Source organism: Pseudomonas sp. ANT_J28 (genome assembly GCF_008370005.1).
Taxonomy (GTDB): domain Bacteria; phylum Pseudomonadota; class Gammaproteobacteria; order Pseudomonadales; family Pseudomonadaceae; genus Aquipseudomonas; species Aquipseudomonas frigoris.
Genome location: NZ_VOBM01000028.1, coordinates 1 through 17,613, shown reverse-complemented (window position 1 = coordinate 17,613; position 17,613 = coordinate 1). Strand labels below are relative to the sequence as shown.

The window sequence follows — 17,613 nt, the reverse complement described above, 5'->3', positions numbered from 1 at the left end:
AACAGACAGCGTTGCCCAATTCACTCTTGCGCAGGGGTCACGAATCAGCCCTTGAAATCCGCATTCGCATAAGCCGCCAATTTGCCCTGGATGAAGTCCAGAAAGCACTGAATCCGTAGGGCAAGTTGCGAGTTACGGTAGTACACCGCATTGATCGGCTGGCGATAGCCGCTGTTGAAATCCGCCAACAGCACCTGCAAACGGCCGGCGCGAATGTCGTCGATGGTCATGAAATGCGACAGACAGGCAATGCCCTGACCTTCCAGCACCAAGTGCCTGATCGTCTCGCCGCTGGACGCGCTGATTGAAGCCTGAATCGGCCAGCGATCACCATGCACGTAGCGCAACGGCCATTGGTTGAGGCCTTCGTTCTGGGTAAAGCCCAGCAGCGTGTGCCCGGACAAATCCGCCACTTCAACCGGTACACCGTGTTTTTCCAGATAGGCCGGGCTGGCAACGATGTGCAGCGGGCTGCACCCCAACGAGCGGGCATGCAACGTCGAGTCGGCGAGCGTGCCGATGCGGATGGCGATGTCGGTGCTTTGCTCGAGCAAATCGATGATCAAATCGTTGCTGTTGAGTTCCAGTTGGATGTCCGGATAGAGCCGGCGGAATTCGTCGATGTACGGCACGATGGCGTGCAGCATGAACGGCGATGCCGCATTGATCCGCAGACGCCCGGACGGCGTTTGCTGGCGTGAGGTCAGGCGTTCTTCGAGCTCGTCCATCTGATCGAGGATCAGCTTGGCGTGCTCGAAGAAGTACTTGCCCTCTTCGGTCAGGTCCATGCGCCGCGTGGTGCGGTTGATCAGCGTGGTATCGAGTTTCGCCTCCAGCCGCGACAGCGTACGGCTGACCGCTGAAGGCGTTTGCCCGACCTGTTCGGCCGCAGCGGAAATCGATCCGCATTCAATCACGCAGACGAAAATCTGCAACTCATCGGACCTGGCTTTCACGGATGCCCCTCATTCAAAACTGGCTTGATAGTAGCTGGATGCGGGGCAAAATGAACCTTACACCGGCAGGCTGAACACCTCGGTCAAATGCTGCTCATAGCGCGCGACATCGGCTTCGACCATGGGGCGCTTCATCACGGCATCTGATAAATGATCATGTCGACCCAGAGGAATTTGGCAACTTCCTCGGCGACGTCGTAACCCTCGTCGATGAAGGTGGCTTTCACGTCCACGCCGCCGCGAGCACGCCAAGACCCGCCCGGAAAAAACCGACGCCTTTGAAGCGTTTTTCAGCGCTTATGTGCAAGCGAGCCGCGCCGACCCCGGTTGCATCGAGTACCACATGCTGCGCGACAAACAGGACCCGACGCTGTTTATCTTCTACGCTACCCGCTGATCAGCAAATGGCCGCCGAGCACGCCCAGGCCGATGAAGAACACTCGTTTGAACAGCACGGTGCTGATCCGCTGGCGCAGCCATTGCCCCAGCAACATGCCGAGCACAGCCGGGATCAGCGCCAGCAATGACGCACTTAACTCACCACCGCCCAGTGCGCCACGCCACAACAGGCCGGCGGCCAGGGCCAGGGTCGAGACGGTGAAGGACAAGCCCAGCGCCTGCACCAGTTCATCCTTGCTCAAGCCCAACGCTTGCAGATAAGGCACGGCCGGAATCACGAAGACGCCGGTGGCCGAGGTGATGACGCCCGTCAACATGCCGCAAAGCGGACCGAGCCAACGCTCGGTGTGACGGCCAACACGTAAGGTCGGCAGCAACAATCCGCTCAACGCATAGAGCAACAGCGCCGCGCCCAATCCCCGCACGACCCAATGACCACCGGCCATGCCGATCCACAACGTGCCGGCCCCGGTGCCGATGAAGATCGCCAGCAACATCGGCCACAACCGATTGATCAACCCTCGCAGATGCCCACCGAATGCCAATTGCCAGACATTTGTGAGCGTCGCGGGGATGATCAACAGCGCGGCAGCCTGCGACGGCGCCATAGCCAGACCGAGTAAACCCATCGCGATGGTCGGCAGTCCGAGGCCGATCACACCCTTGATCATGCCGGCCAGCAGAAAGGTCGCGATGACCATCAAGGAAAGGGCTAGGCCGAGGTTTTGATAGAACGCGGCGAGAGTATTCATGGCGCTATCGTGGGCCTGGATTGGCCGCTTGAAAATCTAACATATACTGAGGCAGCCTCTTGTTTTGATAGAGGCTTGATCTTCGGGACACACCATGCACTTCGACCTGACCGACCTTCGCCTCTACCTGAACATCCTCGACAGCGGCAACATCACCGCCGGCGCGGCTCGCAGTCATCTGTCCCTGGCGGCGGCGAGTGCGCGCATCCGCGCCATGGAAGCTTCATTGGGGGTCGAGTTTCTGGAACGTGGTCGCCGCGGTGTCAGCCCCTCCCCGGCCGGCAAGGCCCTGGCGCAACACGCTCGCGTCCTGCTGCAACAGGCCGAACGCATGCAGCAGGATCTGGCCGAATACGCCAACGGCGTCAAAGGCCAGGTGCGGCTGCTGTGTAACACCACAGCGATGACCGAGTACCTGCCGGAGTTGCTCGCGGACTTTCTTCGCGGCCACCCCAACCTCGACATCGATCTGCAAGAACTGCCGAGTGCACGCATCACCCACGCCTTGCGCCAGGGTGCGGCAGACCTGGGCATCGTCTCTGATGCCGTGGAAACCGATGACCTGCAGACCCGCCCGTTTCGCGACGATCCGCTGGTGCTGATCATGCCCCGCGATCATCCGTTGGCACACGCAGGTGTCGTGAGCTTCAACGATACCTTGCACCACGACTATGTCGGTCTGAACGCCAACAGCGCGTTGGCGGTGTACCTGGAAGAACAGGCGCTGCACACCGGGTCACGCCTGCAAATCCGCATCCGCGCCGACGGTTTCGAGGGTGTGATGCGCATGGTCGCTCGAGGGGCCGGGCTGGCGATCGTGCCCCTCGCGGCGGTTGAGCGCTGGCGTGGTGAACAATCCTTCAAGAGCTTCGCCCTGCAAGAACCTTGGGCCACACGCAAACTGTTGCTCTGCGCTCGGGATTTCAGCGCATTGCCCGGTTATGCCAAAGCCCTGCTGCACGCCTTGACTCTCCCCTGAGGGGCAGACTTTACCCTTGAGTTTTCATCTTCAAGGACAGAGACGATGGGCAAACGAATTCTGGTGATTCTGGGTCATCCGGCGAGCAACAGTTTCTGCGGCGCTCTCGCCGAACGTTACGCACAGTCGGCGGTGCGCGCCGGGCATGAGGTGCGCCAGTTGTTTCTGGGCGCAATGGACTTTGACCCGGTGCTGCGTGAAGGTTATCAACAGGTCCAACCACTGGAAGCCGACTTGCGCCGCGCCCAGGCGGACATTGTGTGGGCCGAGCACCTGACGCTGGTGTATCCGATCTGGTGGGGCGGAATTCCGGCGTTGCTCAAGGGCTTTTTCGATCGAGTGTTCCTGCCGGGTTTCGCGTTCAAATACCGCGAAGGCAAAGCCTTTCCCGACAAACTCCTGCACGGCCGCAGCGCGCATTTGCTGGTGACCATGGACACGCCACCCTGGTATTACCGTTGGGTCTATCGCATGCCTGGACTGCATCAGGTACGCAAAACTACGCTCGCGTTCTGCGGCATCGAGCCACAACGCACGCTCACGTTCGGCCCGCTTCTCGGTTCCAGCGCCGACCAGCGTGAAACCTGGTTGCTGCAGGCACAGGCTATCGCCAGCCGCTGAGTCTGCCGATAATGCACCGGGCCTTACCACGGTAAAAAGGACTTTCCATGTACATCGGCCAAGCCGCGCAACGCTCCGGAACCACGATCAAGAGCATCCGCCATTACGAGTCGATCGGCCTGCTGCCTGCCGCTCAGCGGTTGGGAAAATACCGCGTCTACGACCAGCAAAGCGTTGACCTGCTGATCTTCATCAAGTGCGCGCAGCAGCTGGGTTTCAGGCTCAAGGAATTGCAGTCGATCTTCGCCGGACATCAAGGGCCGCAAATGCCGTGGGAACTGGCCCATCAGGTCATCGCCGCCAAGAAGCAGGAAATCAGCGAACGGATCGCTGCGCTGTCGCAGCAGCATTCGCAATTGGTCGAGTTCGAAGCCAGCCTCGAACGGAGCCGGTTCGATTGCCCGCTGAACAGTCTTTGAGGGCAATGCGCGTTTCTGGACAGCTCAATGTCGAGCACAGACAACTGACCGGTGGACGGGCGCTATAGGGTGCGACTTCAGTTCTTGAATCCACTGCCTGGAGTCGACATGACCGCACCTATTACCGTTCTTCGCGATACCCACCCACTGCCGGTACTCGACGCCTGCAAATGGGAAAAACTCGAAGGCGACCCGCACACCGTCAACCTCAACGCCTACACCAGCGAAGACGGCAGCAAAATCATGGGCACCTGGATCTGCACGCCGGGCAAATGGTATGTGGAATACGTGAAGTGGGAATACTGCGATTTCCGCGAGGGGTACTGCATCATCACCCCAGAGGGAAAGGAGCCGATCCATCTGCGCGCCGGTGACATTTTCGTCATTGAGCCGGGCATGAAAGGCACGTGGGAAGTGGTTGAAACCGTGCGTAAGTATTTCGTGTTTGCCTGATGCAAAAAAACCGGGAACCCGCCCGACGCGGGTTCCCGGAAAACCCCTTACTGGGGTTTGCGATAGCTGTTGATGATCGCCGAGAAGTCTTTGCCACCATCCCCACGCTGGCTCATCGCCTGATACAACTGCTGGGCCACCGCGCCGAGCACCACCGGCTGGTGCGCCTGACGCGCCGCTTCCGTGGCCAGCCCCAGATCCTTGAGCATCAGTTCGGCACCGAAACCGCCGGTATAACCGCGCGAGGCCGGCGCCGTTTCGACGATACCCGGCCACGGGTTGTACATCTCCGAACTCCAGCAACGGCCAGTGGAACTGTTGATGATCCCGGCCAGCACTGTTGTGTCGATGCCGAGCGCATCGCCCAGCGCCATGGCTTCGCTGACACCGACCATGGAGATCGCCAACAGCAGGTTGTTGCAGATCTTGGCAATTTGCCCGGTGCCGACTTCACCGCAATGGACGATGTTGCGGCCCATCTGCGCCAGCACTGGTTGCAGGGTGGCGAACAGCTCAGGGGTAGCGCCGACCATAAAGGTCAGGGTCCCGGCCGCCGCACCGCCAGTACCGCCCGACACAGGCGCATCCGCCATGGCCACGCCTTGCTTGGCCGCCGCCGCGGCAACATCACGCGCCGTCTGCGGATCGATGGTGCTGCAATCCACTGCCGGCACGCCCTTGGCGATACCCGCCAGTACGCCGTCTTCACCCAGCCACACGCTGCGCACATGCACAGCGGCTGGCAGCATGGTGACCACCAATTCTGCGCCTTGAGCGGCTTCACGCGCCGAAGCGCTGATGCTGCCGCCCAGTTGCTCCAGCTCTGCCAGAACAGTTTTGTTCAGATCGACCAGCCGCAGTGCATGGCCGGCCTTGATCAGGTTGCGCGCCATCGGCGCGCCCATGTTGCCGAGACCGATAAAAGCGATTTTCATGTCCGGCTCCTTAACGCAAGTTGATGGTGGTGTTCACACCGTCGTTGACGCTGTCGTCATCGAACCAGCGACTGGTGACAGTCTTGGTCTGAGTGTAGAACTGCACCACTTGCTTGCCATACGGACCGAGGTCGCCGAGCTTGGACCCGCGCGAACCGGTGAAGCTGAAGAACGGGACCGGCACCGGAATCGGGATGTTGATGCCAACCTGGCCGACGTCGATTTCAGTCTGGAATTTACGCGCCGCCGCACCGCTCTGGGTGAACAGGCCCGTGCCGTTGCCGAACGGGTTGGCGTTGACCAGTGCGATGGCCTCGTCGAGGGTATCGACTTCCAGCACCACCAGTACCGGACCGAAGATTTCCTGGGTGTAGATCTGCATCTCGGGTTTCACGCCTGAGAACAGGGTCGGGCCGACAAAGTTGCCTTTTTCGAAACCAGGAACGGTAACGTCGCGACCATCCAGCTCAAGCTTGGCGCCTTCCTTGATGCCGCTTTCGATCAGATCGAGAATCCGCGCCTTGGCACGTTTGGAAATCACCGGCCCCACATCAGTTCCCGGCTCACTGCCGGCATTCACTTTGAGTTTCTGCGCCAGTGCTTTCAGGTCTGGCAGCCATTGCTTGGCCGCGCCCACCAGCACCACCACGGACGTGGCCATGCAGCGTTGCCCGGCGGCGCCGAAACCAGCACCCACCAGTGCATTGAGCGCTTGTACGCGATTGGCATCCGGCAGCACCACGGCATGGTTCTTCGCGCCCATCATCGATTGCACGCGCTTGCCGTGTTTACCGGCCAGGTCGTAGACGTGAGTGCCGACGGCGGTCGAACCGACAAAGGAAACAGCCTTGATGTCTTTATGTGTGCAAAGCGCGTCCACCACATCCTTGCCGCCATGAACGACGTTAAGCACGCCCGCCGGAACACCAGCCTCGATCGCCAGTTCCACCAGCAGCATGGTCGACATCGGGTCCTGTTCGGACGGCTTGAGCACGAAGGTATTGCCGCAGGCGATGGCCATCGGGAACATCCACAGCGGAATCATCGCCGGGAAGTTGAACGGGGTGATGCCGGCGCAAACGCCGATTGGTTGACGCAGGGTGTAGGTATCGACGCCGCCAGCAACGTTCTCGGCGAACTCGCCCATTTGCAGGCTGCCGATGGAGCAGGCGTGCTCGACCACTTCCAGGCCGCGGAAGATATCGCCTTCAGCGTCGGCGATGGTTTTGCCTTGTTCGTTGCTGAGCACCACGGCGATGCGCTTGGAGTGTTCGCGAATCAACGCCTGGAGCTTGAGCATGATGCGCATCCGCGCGCCGATCGGCGTCAGCTTCCAGGTCTGGAAGGCGCGATGGGCGGCGCTGATGGCGGCGTCGACTTCAGAAGCCGTGGCAAACGGAACCTTGGCCAGCACTTGCTGGGTCGCCGGGTTGACGATGTCGTGCCACTCGGTGGTCTGGGACTCGACCCACTCGCCGTCGATCAACAGCTTTACCGTTTGGACAGTGGTTTCGTTTGGCGTGAGCGATGCGTTCATGTTGGGTCTCCGGGACGTTGTTCTTATTTAGAGAGCTATCTGGGGAGCCAAGGCGAGAATGTCGCCTTGAGATGAGACGTGTGTCGCGAATTGGTTGTCGGACTGTTTTTGGAGTATAGATGTGCAAACTTCTAATAAGAACGCACATAAAAGCCGGTCCATCATGCAAAAAAACATCACGTCCTTAGGCTCGTTGAACTGGGATGACCTCAAGTTTTTCCTTGAAGTCGCCCGCACCCGCAAGGCCAGCACTGCGGCCAAGCGCCTTGCGGTCGACTACACCACCGTGTCGAGGCGCATCAGCTCGCTGGAAGCGGCATTGGGCACGTTGCTGTTCGAGAAATCCCGGACCAGCGGTTTTGTCCTGACCGCCGAAGGCCAGCGGTTGCTCGGTTACGCCGAGTCGATCGAAAGCACGCTGCACATGGCCTGCGAGCAGGTTTCGGGCTCTGGCGTGGCGTTGTCCGGGCATGTGCGCATGGGCTGCACCGAAGGCTTCGGCAGCTTTTTCATCACTCCGCAGCTGAGCCATTTCGTCGACGCCTACCCGGCGATCTCGGTGGACATCCTGCCGCTGCCGCACTTCATCAGTTTGTCCAAGCGCGAGGCGGACATCGTCATCGCCCTGGAGCGCCCGGAGCATGGCCCGTACGTCTGCTGCAAACTCTGCGACTACAAATTACAGCTCTACGCAACTCAGGATTATCTGGATAAGCACCCACCGATCCGCCGCCCGGCAGACTTGGTTAAACATTCATTCATTAGTTATGTCGACGATCTGGCGTTCAGTTCGGAGCTGTTGTACCTGGCAAATGTGTTGCCCGGCGCCAGTGCCAACCTGCGCAGCACCAGTGTGATTGCGCAATTCGTGGCCGCACAGCAAGGGCGGTCGCTGGCGATTCTGCCGTGCTTCCTGGCAGCCCAGGATCCGCGATTGCTGCCGGTGTTGCCGGAAGAGATCAACATCACTCGGCAGTTCTGGATGTACTGTCGCGAAGACCTGCGCAAGCTCAAGCGGATTACCCTGTTGTGGGATTACATCCGCGCGGTCACTGAGCAGAATCAGGGGCTGTTGATGGGTGAAAGTCGCGAGATGCTGTTCGCGGATTAGTCGGTGCTCACTCATCCAGTTCCAGCATCAACCCGCTCAAGCGCTTGACCTTTCGCCGCACCGCCTCTTCGAATACGCCGGAGCGAGGTTCGATCAGGGTGAACCAGTTTTTGGCCCGGGTAATCCCGGTATAGATCAACTCCTTGGTGAGCACTGGGTTCAGGGCATCCGGCAAAATCAACGCTGTATGGGCAAATTCCGAGCCCTGGGATTTGTGCACCGTCATTGCGTATACGGTTTCGACATCATTGAGACGGCTTGGCAGAACAAACCGTACGCCGCCCTGACCATCATTACGTGGGAACGCCACACGCAACACCTGCTTCCCAACCTCTGGCCCCTCACGTTCCGGCAGCTTGAGGGCAATGCCGATGTCGCCGTTCATCAAACCCAGACCATAGTCGTTGCGGGTCATCAGCACTGGCCGACCTTCGTACCACTGCTGGTCGCTGTCGATCAGCCGAGCCTTGAGCAGCGCGGCGGTCACGCGCTGATTCAAACCTTCAACGCCCCACGGTCCTTTGCGTACGGCGCACAACAATTGGAAGGCGTCGAAGGCTTGCAGTACCTGGCGAGCCCAATCGGTCCAGCAGGGATCATCAAGCGTGCTGTCGAGCGGTGGCCGCAGGCTGCGCAAGAGACTCAGGTAATGGCGATAACCCTGCGGTCCATCGCCATGCCCCTCAAGCAGCAAGCGTTCCAACGCCCGGTCCTGCTCCCCCTTGAGGGACAGGGAAAACACGTCGTCATGGCTTCGCACTGCCAACAACTTGCGGGCTTCCTCGGGTTGCTGCTGGTTGACCCAACGAGCCAGTTGGCCGATTCCGCTGCCCTCGCCGAACCGGCGTGAATGACGCAGCATCACAACTTGCTGGGCCAGCGGATGAGTCCCTTGGGTGGCTTCCTGCAAACCGCTGGCATCCAGGCTTTCACCACTGACAGCTTCCAGCCACCGGCGAGTCTGTGGGCTGTACCAACCGGCCTCGGCGTCGCGGCACAGGTCGCCCAGCACGGCGCCGGCCTCCACCGATGCCAGTTGATCCTTGTCACCGAGCAGCACCAGACGGGCGTGGGCCGGCAACGCGTCGAGCAGGTTGGCCATCATCTCCAGATCAATCATTGAGGCTTCGTCCACCACCAACACATCCAGCGGCAAGCGATTACCGGCGTGATGACGGAAGTGTCGAGTACCGGGGCGACTGCCGAGCAGACGGTGCACGGTGGTGACGTCTGACGGGATCTTCACTCGTACGGCTTCCTCGACCTCCAGAGTCCTGACCTGCTGACTGATGGACTCCGTCAGTCGGGCAGCAGCCTTGCCGGTGGGTGCCGCGAGACGGATGCGCAACGGCTTGCCAGCCTCGACTGCCGGCGCCTGGAGCAACGCCAGCAAACGCACGACCGTCGTCGTCTTGCCGGTCCCCGGGCCACCGGTAACGATGCTGAATGCGCTGCGGGTAGCGAGGGCACAGGCGAGTTTCTGCCAGTCAATGACTTCGCCGGGCTTGGCTGGGCCGAACAAGCTGGTGAGGCGCTGGGACAAATCATCCGGTGTGGTTTCGTGTTCGACCAGGCGTTGGCGCAGCGAGGTGTCGATACGCCGTTCGTAGGCCCAGTAGCGCCGCAAATACAGGCGTTTGCCCGATAACACCAATGGCCGATGCTGCGCCGCCTCCCGGCCGTCGACCGCCAATGCGACCAGACTGCTGGAGGCCAGCACCTTGCACCAATGAGCACCGTCCAGCGCCTCAAGCAATTGCGACGGCAACAACATCGCGCCACTTTGCGCATCACCTTCCGGTGGCAGCGACAGGGCGAAGTCCGGCTCCTTGAGCGTCTCGAACACATCCAGGCACACATGACCGTGGCCCAGTTGATGGCTGGCCAACGCAGCGGCCAGCAGCACCAGTGGATCATCGCCGGGAGCGAGCTCATGAAGAAAAGCGACGAAGGCTTTGTCCAGCGCTCGCAGCCAGCCGCGCTCAACCCAGCGCGTCAGCAGCAACAGCAAGTCATCGGCGCGACTCAGCGGCGCCAGATCGGCCAGGCTTTCGGCGGTCAAGGAAGTGGGCAGCAAATCAGCGAAAGTGCGACTCATAGCAAAACTCCCTGTTCCCAGGCGGGTTCGGCCTTGGGTTCTGGCTTGCCCTGGAACAGCCGGTCCAGACGCTCGATCAGCTCTCTTGGAGGACGGGCGAAATACACGCCCTGGCTGGACGCGCGCGTACCGCGCAGGAACAGGTACAGCGCACCACCGACATGCCGGTCGTAATCGTAATCGGCAAGTCGCGCCTTGAGCTGGCGATGCAGGGCCAACAGGTACAGCACGTATTGCAGGTCGTAACGGTTGTCGAGAATCGACTGTTCCATGGCCTGCTCGGTGTAGGCCGCGTCATCGACGCCCAGCCAGTTGGATTTGTAGTCGGCGACGTAGTAGCGGCCGTCGTGCTCGAACGTCAGGTCGATGAAGCCTTTGAACATGCCATTGAGCAACACCGGCTCGGCAGCCACCCGGACCACGCCGTTGTGGGTGTATTGGCGTACCAGTTCATCGAGCTTGAGCACATCGACTTTATGACTGGCGAACCAGAATTCCATCTCGACACGGTATTGGGTGAGCTGCTCGAATACCACGGGGGCCTGCCCACCGCCGATATGCAGCGGGGACGTGAGCAGGTGTTGCAGCCAGTCGCTCAGGGCGGTTATCCAGCCCTCCCAGCCACGGCGGTTGCAGCGACGGGCAATGGCGTCTTCCACCGCTTGCGGCGTGGCGACAAAACCTTCATCACCGGCCCATTCAAGCAAGCCATGGAGAAAGGTGCCGGGGTTCGGGCCACGAGGAAATCGATGGATATCAGCACCACCGGCCACCACTTCTCGTGGAGCTTGGGGATCAAGGCGTTCGTCGTCGAAGAGTTTTTGCGCTTGCGGGCTCTCCGGCGCTTCATCAGTACCCACGCTCATGCTGTCGCCAATGCGCAGGGCACTGTAGGAAGCAATCCACCAGTTTTCGCTGGCCTTGCGTTTGGGTATCAACGGAGCAAGCAACGTCGCATCGTTGTGCGGCGGATGGTAGTGCTCGACGGTCGCCTCAGGTATTTCACCGTAGCTCAGCGCAGGACAGTCCTGCTGCAGGTCTTCCAGCCAACGCTTCAAGCCTGCCGACTCAGCCAATGGTGCTCCGCCGCCCAGCAGGTAACCCAATGCTGACAGGTGCAGCACCGAGCTGTTGTTGTTACCGCGTTTGAGATCAGTCACTCCAAGCCAGCACGCGTGTTGCGCCCGGGTCAGGGCCACGTAAAGCAAGCGCAGATCCTCGGCAAGACGCTCATCATCCGCCTGAACTATCAACTCGGCTGTGGGCCTCAAGGTCACTTGAGCCTTGCCGCTTTCGTCGTGGTAATGCAGCGGCAGGCGGCTGCCATCCACCGGCTTCGCCGAGCAAATGAACGGCAGGAACACCAAGGGATACTCAAGCCCCTTGGACTTGTGAATGGTCACGACTTTGACCAGTTGTTCGTCGCTCTCCAGACGCAGTATCTGCTCTTCGCCGGCCTGACCGGACAACGCCAGATGCTCGGACAAATGACGGATCAGCGCTTGCTCACCATCGAGTTCGGCGGCCGCCTGTTGCAGCAACTCGGACAGGTGCAGCAAATTGGTCAGCACCCGCTCGCCGTCACTGCGCGTGATCAATGTCTGTGGCAGCTGGAAGTCATGCAGCAATCGCCGCAGCATGGGCAACACGCCCTGCTTGCGCCAGAGCTCGCGATAATGGCGGAACTGCATGACCCGCGCTTCCCACGCCAGTTCATCCTGATTCAGCCGCTCCAGTTCAGCCAGCGACAGGTTCAGCGTGATGCAGGCCAACGCGGCTCGAAGCGGACGCTCGACATCCGGCTCGGCACAAGCCTTGAGCCAGGTCAGCAGATCGTGGGCCTCTTGGGCGGCAAACACCGAGTCCTTGTCCGATAGATAGACGCTGCGCACGCCCCGGGCGGAGAGTTCGCCACGCACAGCCTGGGCTTCTTTACCGTCGCGGACCAGGATCGCGATATCCGCTGGCAGCAGCCCTCTGAAGTCCTTGCCGTCCTGTATGAAACCCGCCCGGCCTTCTTGGCCGCCATTGAGCAATGCGGTGATTTTACTGGCGCAGGCGGCGGCGAATTGTTGTCGGTACACCGCGCCGGACAGCGCCTGATCGGCGGACAGGTGCCAGATGTTCAGGGCGGGCACGACCAGGCCGTCGATGTGCAGAACTTCTTTGCGCCCTTGGGATTCGACGGGCAGGAACGGTACCGGGTTCTCACCGTTCTTTTCACGAAACAGGAACGCGCCTCGCCCGGACTTGCGAGACTCTGCACGCTCGAACACATGGTTCACGGCATTGACCATGCCATGGCTGGAACGGAAATTGGTGCCCAGGGTATGCAATCGGCCAGCGGTGGCCTGACGAGCGCGCAAGTAGGTGTAGATGTCGGCACCGCGGAACGCGTAGATCGCTTGCTTGGGGTCGCCGATCAGGAACAGACCGCATTCGGGATTGTTGTCTTCGATGCGATAGATGCTCTCGAAAATTCGGTACTGCACCGGGTCGGTGTCCTGGAATTCATCGATCAGCGCCACCGGAAACTGTTCGCGAATCAGGGTCGCCAGCCGCTCACCGCCATCGGACTGCAACGCGGCATCGAGGCGCAGCAGCATGTCATCGAAGCCCATCTCCGCACGACGACGCTTTTCTTCCTCGAACCGTGTACCGACCCACTGGGCGGCGTGTTGCAGCACGGCGGCATCAGGAGTCGGCAAACCATCGAGACTGGCCTTGAGGCCGGGCATGGCGTCCAGCCCGGGATGACTGGGTACTTCGCCCTTCCAGGCTTCAGCCATGCCATCGGGTGTCAGGCGCGTGAATCCGGTGCCGATATCCAGTTGCTCAAGGGATTCGTCTTCAGCCCAGGCCCTGATCTTTTCGAACCAGGGTTGGAAATAGCGCGCCTGCATCTTGCGACCGTCGACGCTCTTGCTCGCAACACCCTGGTGACAGATGGCAAGCAATTCGTCCGCCCACTGGCGCCAGGGCATCTTGAGTTCGAGCAAGGCTGCCCGTCGCTCTTGCAGACACTCCGTGATCAGCTCGGCAGGCTCTTTACCTTCAACACTATCTCGCTCACTGGCGAACAAACCACGCACTCGCGGCAACAATGCTGCCGGTCCGCCCCAATTGCCGCGCACCCAGCTCAGCGCATCGCCTTGCATCGGGTAGCAAAACAGGCGCCAGTAATCGCGCAGGACTTCGCCCAGCAAATCGCTGTGATCGGTTTCCAGGGTTTGTGTAAACAGGCTGCCACTGTCGAACGCGTGTTCGCGCAACATGCGCTGACACCAACTGTGGATAGTTGAAACTGCTGCCTCGTCCATCCACTGCGCCGCGATGTCCAGTCGGTTCGCGCACCTGGACCACTGCTCGGGAAGGTACTCCTCACGAAGCTGCGCGATAAGGGTATCGGGCGCCGGTGTTTCATCGCGAAAAAATCGCGCTGCTTCAGCAAGACGCGTGCGGATACGTTCGCGCAATTCTTTGGTCGCGGCATCGGTGAACGTCACAACGAGGATTTGCGGCGGCAACAGTTCACGTCCGAAGCCGCTCGACTCTGCGCCGTGGCCAAGGACCAGGCGCAGATAAAGCGCGGAAATGGTGAAGGTCTTGCCGGTCCCGGCGCTCGCTTCGATCAGTTGGCTGCCGCGCAGGGGAAACGCCAAGGCCAGAGGTTTTGTGGTCATCAGCGCGCCTCCTCGCTGTTCAATGAACGCCAAGGCGCTTCAAGCAGCGGCCGGTACAGTGCGTTGCACCAATCCGGGAACGTTTCGTCTGCGGTAAGCGTGTCGAAGTCGGCGAACTGCCGTGCGAGTGCCGGGCTTTCGCGACGCTCGCCGTCGGTAGTCAGGCCATCGCCTTCATAGGCCTTGCGGGCTGCGCCCTGGGCTTTGACCGGATCAGTTTGACCAAGCCATGCGAAGCCGGTCTTCACCGCAATCGGCAGCGGTTGACGCATGCCGGTTTGCCAAGCCATTAACAGGTCGCCCAGAATCCGCAAGGCTGCACCCTCCTCCATCGGACCGAGCAGCAGACTGTCGTCACTGGCCACCAACGCGGTGGTCATCGCCATACCACTTGCGCAGGCAACCAGATGATTGACCCATGGCCGTGTCAGGCGATGCCATTTGCGAGACTTGATTGGGCCGATGCTGTTGGGGATTGTAGTGACTGATAGCAAACCTCCGTCCGCGCGTTGATGCAGGCCGCTGAGCCAACCTTCCAGGCGCAGACCCTGCAACTCCAGATGCACCGGCAGAGCGTTGGTGAGCGGCGTTGGCCATAACGCCAAAAGCTGTTGGTAACGCTGCAACAGATCCGGCAACGGTTCGATCAACTCTCGCTGAAGGCATTCGCCGAATCCGGCCATAGGCAGAAGCCCACTGTTTTGCAGACGTTTTGCCTGTGCTTCCAGTATCTGGTCAGTGCTATCCAAATGTCCTAGTGCCGCTTCGAGCAAGCTGTCGCTGAGGCTGTAACGTTGCAACGCGTCGAGTACAAATGGCTCTTCATCAGCCAAGGGCACTTCAGCCGCTTCGAAGTACACCTTCAGTCGTTGACTGAAGAAATGCCGCACAGGATTACGCAGAAAGTCCTGCAGTTGGCCGAGACTCAACGGCTCCTCCTGAACGTAGGGATCAAGGACCTCGATATCAGTCGACGGCTCGCTGGTTTGATGCAGCACCTGCCATTCATTTGCGTAGCTGAACAAATCATCGCCTGCATGGAAGTAGCGGGCGCTGAACGGTTGCAGTAGATGCTCCTGAGTGATGGCCTCAAGCAGATCTTCGTCGACATCATGCAGTCGCCAACCGCTGGCCAGATGATCTCGCAATTGGCCAATCAGTACTGACGCAGGGCGTTCACTGTTATCGCGGATGCTGCGACCGACCCAGCTGATATAGAGTTGATCGCGTGCCGACAACAGGGCTTCCAACAGCAGATAGCGGTCATCTTCGCGTCGGGAGCGATCGCCAGGGCGGTAATCACTGCCCATGAGGTCGAAGTCCAGTGGCGGTTGTGCACGCGGGTAGTCCCCGTCATTCATGCCCAGCAGACAGACCAGTTTGAACGGGATCGCTCGCATGGGCATCAAGGTGCAGAAGTTAACCGCACCGGCCAGAAAACGCTGGGACAGGCGGCCTTGGTCAAGACCGGCGAGCCAGGCTTCACGGACCACGGTCAACGGCAGTTCATCATGCAAGCCAACTGACTCGCACGTCTCAAGCCAGGTTTCACGCAACTCTTCGAGTTGGGCCAACACGTAGTCGTCATGTTCGTTACTGGCCAGGAAAAACAACTGAACCAGTGCGTGCAATCGAAAGCCCCATTGTTTGGGAGCTGCGGGTAGAGAGAGCTCCTGGTGGGCAATCTCCAATGCGTCCAGCAGCGCGACCAAAGGCCCAATGAGCTCTGCATCCAGACCTCCGATCTCGTCGTAGGGTTCGATACCCTCGCAAGCACTGGCACTGCCCACGGCATAACCGAGCAGCATCCGTCGCAGGCCGAAACGCCAACTGTTTTGCTCCAGCTCCTGCGGCAGACCGAGACCCGCGCGCTGCTCGGCATTCATGCCCCAGCGGATGCCTGCGCCTTCGATCCAACGGTGCAGGGTCGGCAGATCACGCTCCTCTACACCGAAGCGAGCGCGTAGTGCAGGAACGTCCAGCAAATCGAGGATCTCGCTCACGGGGAAACGACTGTCGGGCAGTTTGAGCAGATGTTCGATAGCAATCAGTAACGGGTCACGACCACGTTGGCCTTGATCTGCGAGCGTGAAGGGAATGAAACGCAGGTCGTGGCGTTCAAGCTGAGCAAATACCGCTCGAATATGCGGTGCGTAGCTGTCGATGTCCGGGACCATCACGATCACATCGCGAGGCCTTAATTCCGGATCAGCACTGAAGCGTGCAAGCAACTGGTCGTGAAGGATCTCCACTTCGCGCTGGGCGCTATGGGCAATGTGAAAACGGATCGACGCGTCCTTTGCCGGATCGACAGCTGGCCAGCGCTCGCGAGTCTCGTTCAAGGGACGCAATTCAAGAATGTCGTCCTGCAATTGATTGAGCATGTTCTGCGGCTGGCTGTCGCTGAACAGGTCGATACGACCATCGCGGAATGCCGAGCGATAGCTGTTGGGATCGTCGTAGCTGTCGAGCAGATTGATATAGTCCCGCCCCTGCTTGCCCCACGCCGCCAGTAGTGGATGGGCATGCTGGTGAAGGGTTTGCGGGTCGAGCACAACCGGCATTCCACTCTTGCGAGCCTGACGCTTGTATTGATGCCGCAACAGGTCTTTATCGGCGACGATGTCTGCCCAATGGTGACGACACGGGTTGTGCACGCAGAGCAGAACCTGGCTAAAGCGGGCCAGCCCCGCCAGTGCTTCCAGGGCTTGTGCGGGCAGTGAAGAAATCCCGAAAACGATCACCCGTGAAGGCAATCCGCTGGGGGCTACGACGAGGCTGTTGATGCGCTCGATAAACCGTTGATGGACGCCGGCTCGGCTTTGCGCCATGCCTTGTTCACCCACATCCAGCAACAGCGCACGCCACAACTCTGCCTGCCAGCAGTTAGCCGGGGTCAGAGGTTTGGATTCGCCTCTGCCAGTTCGTAATTGATGGCGACCTTCTGCCCAGTCTTCAAGCCAGTCGGCACGATACACCTGGTATTGGTCAAACAAATCCGCCAGCCGCTCGGCCAACTGATAGCGTTTGCGTAAATCGGTGTCATGGGTCAGGAAGCGCTGCAGCGGTTCGAAGTGCGGTTCATTGATCAACTGCGGAAGCAGACGCATCAGACGCCAGGTCAAGGGAGCTTTATCAAGCAGGGATTTGACCGGGATTTCGTCACGTCCAAGCACCATGCGATAGAGCTGCCACATGAAGCTACCTGGTAACTGCACGTCGATGGCTGCTGCGATTCCGCAGCCGCCCATGTCCTCGTCTTCAGGGTCTTCCGCCAGTGCCAGCTTCAGCCATTGGGCGATGCCGTTGCTCTGTACCAGGGCAATTTCATTTTCCAAGGGAGCCAGCGGGTAACGCCGCATCCAGCTGACCACCAGGCTGCGCAACTCGTCCAGGCGGTTGCCGTGAACCACCATAAAACCAGCACTGAGGGACGTCGCGTCCGGCATAAAGGCTTCCTTGGAGAAATACAAAAGCTAGGGCCGAACCTTAGCATTGTCGGGAGACTGTGACAGCCGGGAGCCGTCCGGTATTGCTGTACGAACTTTCCTGCGGACAAAACAAAACCCCTACCTGCATACGCAGATAGGGGTTTCGGAATTTAATCTTGACGATGACCTACTCTCACATGGGGAAACCCCACACTACCATCGGCGATGCATCGTTTCAC

General features: G+C 60.0%; 12 protein-coding genes and 2 pseudogenes. 6 read left to right on the top strand and 8 right to left on the bottom strand.

Annotation, left to right across the window (positions count from 1 at the left end):
* Positions 1–44: 44 nt before the first annotated feature.
* Positions 45–956, bottom strand: a complete 912-nt coding sequence (locus tag FQ187_RS19475) for a LysR family transcriptional regulator (protein ID WP_149630723.1) — start codon at positions 954–956, stop codon at positions 45–47.
* A gap of 137 nt (positions 957–1,093) precedes the next feature.
* A pseudogene (locus FQ187_RS30450) lies at positions 1,094–1,198 on the bottom strand (NADPH quinone reductase MdaB); the annotation flags it as partial.
* Between the two features lie 2 nt (positions 1,199–1,200).
* Between FQ187_RS30450 and FQ187_RS19465 the strand changes: the two are divergent.
* Positions 1,201–1,341, top strand: a pseudogene (locus FQ187_RS19465) (putative quinol monooxygenase); the annotation flags it as partial.
* A 1-nt stretch (position 1,342) separates the two neighbouring features.
* Here FQ187_RS19465 and FQ187_RS19460 read toward each other — a convergent pair.
* A complete protein-coding gene (locus FQ187_RS19460) occupies positions 1,343–2,107 on the bottom strand; it encodes a sulfite exporter TauE/SafE family protein (protein WP_149630722.1) in 765 nt (254 codons plus the stop codon).
* A gap of 94 nt (positions 2,108–2,201) precedes the next feature.
* On the opposite strand from FQ187_RS19460, the gene FQ187_RS19455 reads away from it, so the two are divergent.
* The 4 genes from FQ187_RS19455 (at position 2,202) to FQ187_RS19440 (ending at position 4,579) form a co-directional block, all read left to right on the top strand.
* A complete protein-coding gene (locus FQ187_RS19455; protein ID WP_149630721.1) occupies positions 2,202–3,086 on the top strand; it encodes a LysR substrate-binding domain-containing protein in 885 nt (294 codons plus the stop codon).
* A gap of 45 nt (positions 3,087–3,131) precedes the next feature.
* Positions 3,132–3,707 carry an NAD(P)H-dependent oxidoreductase gene (locus FQ187_RS19450; RefSeq protein WP_149630720.1) on the top strand — a complete coding sequence of 192 codons (576 nt, stop codon included), beginning with the start codon at positions 3,132–3,134 and terminating at the stop codon, positions 3,705–3,707.
* Between the two features lie 47 nt (positions 3,708–3,754).
* Positions 3,755–4,126: a MerR family transcriptional regulator gene (locus FQ187_RS19445; protein WP_149630719.1), complete on the top strand. Its 372-nt coding sequence runs from the start codon at positions 3,755–3,757 to the stop codon at positions 4,124–4,126.
* A 108-nt stretch (positions 4,127–4,234) separates the two neighbouring features.
* Positions 4,235–4,579 carry a cupin domain-containing protein gene (locus tag FQ187_RS19440; RefSeq protein ID WP_007946320.1) on the top strand — a complete coding sequence of 115 codons (345 nt, stop codon included), beginning with the start codon at positions 4,235–4,237 and terminating at the stop codon, positions 4,577–4,579.
* Between the two features lie 47 nt (positions 4,580–4,626).
* Here FQ187_RS19440 and mmsB read toward each other — a convergent pair whose 3' ends face one another.
* Together mmsB and FQ187_RS19430 are read right to left on the bottom strand one after the other, a co-directional pair.
* Entirely contained in the window at positions 4,627–5,514 is an 888-nt protein-coding gene (mmsB, locus tag FQ187_RS19435) for a 3-hydroxyisobutyrate dehydrogenase (protein WP_149630718.1), read from the bottom strand.
* Positions 5,515–5,524: 10 nt separating this feature from the next.
* Entirely contained in the window at positions 5,525–7,051 is a 1,527-nt protein-coding gene (locus FQ187_RS19430; protein ID WP_149630717.1) for a CoA-acylating methylmalonate-semialdehyde dehydrogenase, read from the bottom strand.
* Between the two features lie 163 nt (positions 7,052–7,214).
* Here FQ187_RS19430 and FQ187_RS19425 point away from each other — a divergent pair, with 163 nt between their 5' ends.
* The gene (locus FQ187_RS19425) at positions 7,215–8,162 is read left to right on the top strand and encodes a LysR family transcriptional regulator (protein WP_149630716.1); all 948 of its coding nucleotides are present in this window, start codon (positions 7,215–7,217) and stop codon (positions 8,160–8,162) included.
* Positions 8,163–8,169: 7 nt separating this feature from the next.
* Here the strand turns inward: FQ187_RS19425 and recD are convergent, their stop codons facing one another.
* The 3 genes from recD to recC are packed head-to-tail and all read right to left on the bottom strand — an operon-like array spanning position 8,170 to position 17,392.
* A complete protein-coding gene (gene recD, locus FQ187_RS19420) occupies positions 8,170–10,260 on the bottom strand; it encodes an exodeoxyribonuclease V subunit alpha (RefSeq protein ID WP_149630715.1) in 2,091 nt (696 codons plus the stop codon).
* Positions 10,257–13,943 carry an exodeoxyribonuclease V subunit beta gene (gene recB / locus FQ187_RS19415; protein ID WP_149630714.1) on the bottom strand — a complete coding sequence of 1,229 codons (3,687 nt, stop codon included), beginning with the start codon at positions 13,941–13,943 and terminating at the stop codon, positions 10,257–10,259. The genes recD and recB overlap by 4 nt, the downstream gene beginning before the upstream one ends.
* Positions 13,943–17,392 carry an exodeoxyribonuclease V subunit gamma gene (gene recC, locus FQ187_RS19410; protein WP_149630713.1) on the bottom strand — a complete coding sequence of 1,150 codons (3,450 nt, stop codon included), beginning with the start codon at positions 17,390–17,392 and terminating at the stop codon, positions 13,943–13,945. The genes recB and recC overlap by 1 nt, the downstream gene beginning before the upstream one ends.
* Positions 17,393–17,613 lie beyond the last annotated feature (221 nt).